Origin of the sequence: Marivirga sp., assembly GCF_024636815.1 — a bacterium.
GTDB lineage: Bacteria > Bacteroidota > Bacteroidia > Cytophagales > Cyclobacteriaceae > Marivirga.
In genome coordinates this window covers 1-5,768 of sequence record NZ_JAGXGF010000029.1, presented here as the reverse complement: position 1 = coordinate 5,768, position 5,768 = coordinate 1, and the positions used below count along the sequence as shown (strand labels likewise).

The 5,768-nt window shown below is 34.2% G+C and carries 4 protein-coding genes; 1 reads left to right on the top strand and 3 read right to left on the bottom strand.

What is annotated here, in order from left to right:
* From Q0L29_RS02680 to Q0L29_RS02670, 3 genes are all read right to left on the bottom strand, one after another.
* Positions 1-808 (bottom strand): DUF3857 domain-containing protein (locus tag Q0L29_RS02680; protein ID WP_296618847.1); only part of this gene is annotated, 808 nt, incomplete at its 3' end.
* Positions 808-2,799: a transglutaminase-like domain-containing protein gene (locus Q0L29_RS02675; RefSeq protein ID WP_296618845.1), complete on the bottom strand. Its 1,992-nt coding sequence runs from the start codon at positions 2,797-2,799 to the stop codon at positions 808-810. The genes Q0L29_RS02680 and Q0L29_RS02675, both read right to left, overlap by 1 nt.
* Before the next feature lie 229 nt (positions 2,800-3,028).
* Entirely contained in the window at positions 3,029-3,775 is a 747-nt protein-coding gene (locus Q0L29_RS02670; RefSeq protein WP_296618844.1) for a DUF3891 family protein, read from the bottom strand.
* Positions 3,776-4,199: 424 nt separating this feature from the next.
* Here Q0L29_RS02670 and Q0L29_RS02665 point away from each other — a divergent pair.
* A partial coding sequence (locus tag Q0L29_RS02665) for an ABC-F family ATP-binding cassette domain-containing protein (protein WP_296618841.1) occupies positions 4,200-5,768 on the top strand: 1,569 nt, incomplete at its 3' end.

Below are 5,768 nucleotides of genomic sequence, written 5' to 3'. Positions count from 1 at the left end.
AATCGACATTTTTCAGTCTATTATCCAAATCAGTTAAATCTAAACCTGAGATATCCTCTTTTTCGGCATTTAGTTTAGCTATCCATTTACCAAAATCCTCCCAAGTAGACATATCTCCTTCTATTCCATCCATTTCAAAATTCTTGGGAGCTGTATAAAGCATAGCCGTATAATCTTCCCAGCTATTGTTATAATATTCAAATTCAAATGGTGACAAATCTGTTACTTTCCATTTATAAATTTGAGCTCCATCACGATGTTTAATAGTGGGTTCAGAAAGTTGATGCTTTTTGTATTGAATCCCATTACCAGAATAATCTTCTATGGTAAATGAAGCACTTTTGATTTCCATATTTTCCTCCTGTTGAGGTTTCCAAACAGGATAATGTAAAGAACCTGATTTGTGCAGTTCGTAAGATACCTTAATGATGTATGGATAAGTAGTAATTGTAGGTTCGTAATATTTTAACCGGCTATCAGAAGCAGTATTACTTAACCCAATTCCATAATCTTCAAAATCTTTTAATTTAATTTTCTTAACCCTTTTGCCATCCATACTATGGATGGTTACTTCTGCGTCTTTAACATCAATAAAATCATCATAAAAAATTGTGATTTGTTTGGCTCTTTTAGCGTATTTATTATGAATTATAGCTACATACTCATTCGTAACTATTGCCTGTTTTTTGCTTTTAATCGTAAATACGGTTTCATCCTTTATTACTGTGGCATTTACTTTTACATCTGCTTCAGCATATACTGAGAAAGAGATAAGAATTAAGAATATTATTATTTTAAATACCTTCATTACTTTTTCAATACTATTAATTCAGCATGCTTTTTCTCGATTAGTTCAAAAAATTGCTTTAACTGAGGATATTCTTGTGGGGAAAAATCTGTCTTTGTTATGAAAATATCGCTTCTTAAATTAATGGTATTACCATTTTGACTTATATGATATATAAATTGACCATTATCACCCGGTAACTTTATAAGTGCACTTTCGGGCAATTCAGCTGTATATCCTTCAGGAATTGTAAAAGTTGAAAACAATCTGTAATTCTGCTGATAAGCAAAATCTATTGGTGAGAAACGATTCTCCTTTTTAAAGGGATTTTCTTTAATAGTACCAATAGTGGGAATCTCCAAGTAAATAATATCCGGACTTTCCACTTTTTTATGAACATCATACTTTATATCTACTGGCTTAGAAAGATCAATATCCGATATTTCAATATTTGTAAGTTGTCCGTTACCATAATTAGCCACTATATTTTCCTTATACTTTTCTATTGTTTCTTCATCAATTTTTTTAATGGTTTCAAAGGCTGCATAACCTTCGTCTCTTTTGGTCACATGACTTACAATTGAATCAGGGGTAATCTCAGTTTTCACCATGGTAGTATGATTGAATACAGAGTTTTGCTTTAGTTCTACCCAACTACCACCTTCTTCCGATACCAACCACCCTTTTCCATTTCTGCATCTTATTGGCAATTGACTAAATGGTAAATTACTTGCAGCATCACAAAAATATCCTTTGCCATCTATATTAATGAAAGCTATAACATAGTTGAAATCTCCGTAAGAAGGATAAATCGGGTGAACAATACCGTGTCCTCTGGTACTCAAAATAACTGGATATGCCTCAATTCCATTTTCCCGTAATGCAGCTATGAAGCTTAAATTGATATCCGCTACATTACCTTCTTTATTATTATAGGCCGTTCTACCCGCATCTTCACTTAGAAATGTATATTTTTCGTTCCAATCGAAATGATTTTGAAGATGATGATATATTTCCTTTGCTTGCTGAGTTGGGTTTTCGGAACTTAATTCTAAATCTTTAATAAATCTTCCTCTCTTTAATCTCACCCCGAATGAGTTGTTTTTACACAACTCCTCATTAAACTTAGGATAATTTCCTGCTATAATATTAACTGTTTGATTAGGGAAATTGGTAGAAACCAATTGAAATTCCAATCTACCAGGAACACTACCTTTATTGTTCATATATGGCTCGTCCTCTAAAGGCATTATATCCTTAGCAATAAAGCGATTGAAGCTACTTGTAGAAGTTAGGGTACCGCTTCCTCTATTCATTTTTCCATCAACTCCTAAATTTGACCAACTTATAGTATACTCTTCCCTTTGATTCTCCACTTCATGATCTGCAAAAACTACATTTCCTAATTGAGAGGATTGATAATTGAACCACTCCGGCAGTGTATATCTAAAATCATTTAGTGCCACAGGGATATCTTCCTGAAAACGCCATGTGGTTAAATTTGACAAATAATCAGAGGTAACTATATAAGAATAGTCAACAATTGAGCCTTCTTTTATATTAGGAATGGCAAAACTATATTCTACCCAATTATCGTTTATTCGCTTTTTAAAAACATCTCTTCTTTTGAGTTTATCACTTTCAACTTCCCCATTGACTATATTATGTGAATAAGCTTTTATGGAACCAATGTCTTCTTTTGAACCTCCTTTATCAGGTTCATATGCCCTAATTTTAATATTACCTGCATCAGCTGCATCCGTAATGCTAAATATTTTCTTTCTTACCCCAACTTCCATTCTGTATTGCCAGCCTGCATCTCTGTTATATCTGAATTTCAAATCTCCATATTTAGCAATAATCATTGAGCTTGCCTCTGGATAGAAACCGCATGAATCAATTGCCATATCTTCTTTATCTACTTTGCCGACTTTAAAGGGATATTTTTGACTTAGTGATGTAAAAGGGACAGATAATAATAGAAAAAATACTAAGTAGGGAAATTTTTGCATAGTTGAATTTTTAAGATACTAAAGTAAGAGAGTTTCTTAAATTAAAAAAATGAAAGGAATTATTTTAATTTAAATAACAGATTAGTATTAAAAATTAGACTGAGAGATTCTCCTGTAGCGCACATTGTGAAGCAAAACACGTGAATGCACCAACAAAGGGATATTGTTAACTAAACAACCATTAGTTAATACCGCAGAAGATTGTTTTTGGACGAAATTCAAAATCATTTCACATACCAGCTGATTTAAACTTAAAATCCTTCAAGCTCACCTCTGTTTTATTAATAGCACTTTGAAGTGCCGCTCCAGAAGCGAAGGTGGCTTGTTCCACATATCGCGTTTCAACAGAAAAATCAAATGATTTATCTTTAAAACACCAGGGGTCAATATTTAATCTATTTTTTTCATCCTTACTCACAGAAAATGTTTTATTGTTAATACTCTTATTAACTTCTAATCTCCTACCTTTTTCAGGTACTTCATCTTTGCAAAGGATTAAAGAAAGGCGATCGCTAAATCTTAGGATTTGATAGTATTCGTTTAACTTTTCCTCGGTAATTTCAAATTTCTTCAAAGTCCTTTTTCTGAATTTTGCCCCTTCCCTTAAAAAAGCTTGCATCTCTTTACCTACTTCATTCTTATTGTAAAGGAAATCTAAATGACAGGAAATTAAGAGTGCAATCCATCGGGACTTATTCATGGCAAGCTCCATTAATCCCCGCGCTCTTTTCACTACGCTGCTTTGAGGTTCTGACTTACTTAATGAGAAATCCATTGGCAAACCTGCATCCGATAAACAAGATTGTATATCTAAATCTATTTGTTTGTCATCATGTTCAATAATGGCAGTGAGAGTCTCTACCCATTGCTTGGGTCGGAATTGTGGATGTATCTGTGAAGCAATTCGTCCTGCCAACAATCCGTGCGCATATTGGGAGATAATTTCCCAACCTTTATTTGTGGTATTTACGATCATAATTATAATTTTTGGTTAAATCAAGGAAGTAATTTAGACTTAATTGATAGCTTATAATCACTTACGTAAATGAATAGTTATATACTGTAAATTCTAAAGTTTAAATAGAGAAATGGCTTTATTAGGACTACTATCATAACAAAAATTCTAGAAAGTTTAATGTCAGCCAGAGGCTGACCAGCCTCTGGCTGGCTTCCACCCTCCATGCCTACGCTGGCCCGCTAAACTTTCCTCCCACCCGCTTTTCCGAGTTCCTCGGAAATGGTCGATTCAATTTTTTTCTTTTTTTATAACAAACTTCACGTTATCTCTTTTAAAATCCGACTCTAATATCTAGAATACATAATAGCTTAAACAAACATTCTTAAGCTATTGAAATTATCATCCAATTAATTAATACCTTTGCGGCTTAATTTGATTATATATGATTTCAGTAGATGCAGTAGGCGTTGAATTTAGTGGTTCCACCTTATTTAATAACATTACTTTTAATATTAACGAAAATGACCGCATTGCCTTGATGGGTAAAAATGGTGCAGGCAAATCGACTTTACTCAAAATAATTGCTGGCGCTAATAAACCTACTTATGGTAAAATTTCTGCTCCAGGAGATGCCATTATCGCCTACTTACCTCAACATTTATTAACTGAAGATGACACTACTGTTTTTGGGGAAGCCTCTAAAGCATTCGCTGCCATTTTAGAAATGAAAAATCAAATGGAGTGGTGTAATCAGCAATTGGAAACACGAACTGATTATGAGTCTGACGAGTACAGTAAGATTATCGAGCAAGTTTCTGAACTCAGCGAAAAATATTATAGCATTGATGATATCAATGTGGATGCTGAAGTGGAGAAAACCTTATTGGGTTTAGGCTTTGTAAGGTCAGATTTTGATCGCTCTACTGCGGAATTCAGTGGTGGATGGCGAATGAGAATTGAATTAGCCAAAATACTATTGAAAAAACCTGATTTAATCCTTTTGGATGAGCCTACAAATCATTTAGATATTGAATCCGTGCAATGGCTGGAAGATTTTTTAACCACTAACGCCAAAGCTGTGATGGTGATCAGCCACGATAAAACCTTTGTGGATAATTTAACCAATCGCACTATAGAAATTACCCAGGGCAAAATTTACGATTATAAAACCAATTATTCTCATTATTTAGAACTCCGCAAAGAAAGAAGAGAACAACAACAAAAACATTTTGATGATCAAGCGAAACAGATAGCCGATATTCAACAATTTATAGATCGTTTTAAAGGCACCTATTCCAAAACCCTCCAAGTACAATCACGTGTGAAAATGCTAGAGAAAATGGAAATAGTGGAAGTTGATGAAGTGGACACCGCTGCATTGAATTTGAAGTTCCCCCCTGCTCCACGCTCGGGGAATTATCCAGTAATTGCCGATGGTTTGAGTAAAACTTATGGTGATCATGTTGTTTTCAAAGATGTTTCCCTGACCATATCCAGAGGTGAAAAAATTGCTTTTGTGGGTAAAAACGGTGAAGGTAAATCCACCTTAGTAAAAGCCATTATGGGTGAAATCGATTTTGACGGTGAATTGCAAGTAGGTCATAATAGTATGATTGGCTACTTTGCCCAAAATCAAGCGGCTTTATTAGATGGCGATCTGACTGTCTTCCAAACCATTGACAATATTGCTAAAGGAGATGTAAGAACTAAAATTAAAGATATGTTGGGGGCTTTTATGTTTAGTGGTGATGCTCTTGACAAAAAGGTGAAAGTACTTTCAGGTGGAGAACGCACTAGATTGGCTTTGATTAAATTACTACTTCAGCCAGTTAATTTGTTAATACTGGATGAGCCTACCAACCATCTGGATATCAAAACAAAGGAGATTTTAAAAGATGCCTTGAAAGCTTTTGAGGGGACTATGATACTAGTTTCTCACGACAGGGATTTTCTTGATGGCTTAGCCAATAAAGTGTTTGAATTTGGTAATAAAAGAGTTAAAGAGCATTTT